This is a genomic window from Xenorhabdus sp. NBAII XenSa04, from assembly GCF_963866145.1.
Lineage (GTDB): Bacteria > Pseudomonadota > Gammaproteobacteria > Enterobacterales > Enterobacteriaceae > Xenorhabdus > Xenorhabdus indica.
In genome coordinates, this window is record NZ_CAWMEB010000173.1 from 1 (window position 1) to 462 (window position 462).

Below are 462 nucleotides of genomic sequence, written 5' to 3' on the forward strand. Positions count from 1 at the left end.
ACACACGCGGCGTGGCTGGATCAGGCTTGCGCCCATTGTGCAATATTCCCCACTGCTGCCTCCCGTAGGAGTCTGGGCCGTGTCTCAGTCCCAGTGTGGCTGGTCATCCTCTCAGACCAGCTAGGGATCGTCGCCTAGGTGAGCCGTTACCCCACCTACTAGCTAATCCCATCTGGGTTCATCCGATGGCGTGAGGCCCGAAGGTCCCCCACCTTGCTCCTCAGAGTTCATGCGGTATTAGCCACCGTTTCCAGTGGTTATCCCCCTCCATCGGGCAGATCCCCAGACATTACTCACCCGTCCGCCGCTCGCCGGCAGGAAAGCACGCTTTCCCCCGCTGCCGCCCGACTTGCATGTGTTAGGCCTGCCGCCAGCGTTCAATCTGAGCCATGATCAAACTCTTCAATTAAAAGTTTGACGCTCAAAGAATTAAACTGTGTTAGTTCGTAATGAATTAACTGT

The 462-nt window shown here is 56.3% G+C and carries 1 rRNA gene; it reads right to left on the reverse strand.

Going from position 1 to position 462, the window contains the following annotated elements:
• Positions 1–409 (reverse strand): 16S ribosomal RNA (locus tag AAC147_RS07580); the annotation flags it as partial.
• Between the last annotated feature and the right edge of the window lie 53 nt (positions 410–462).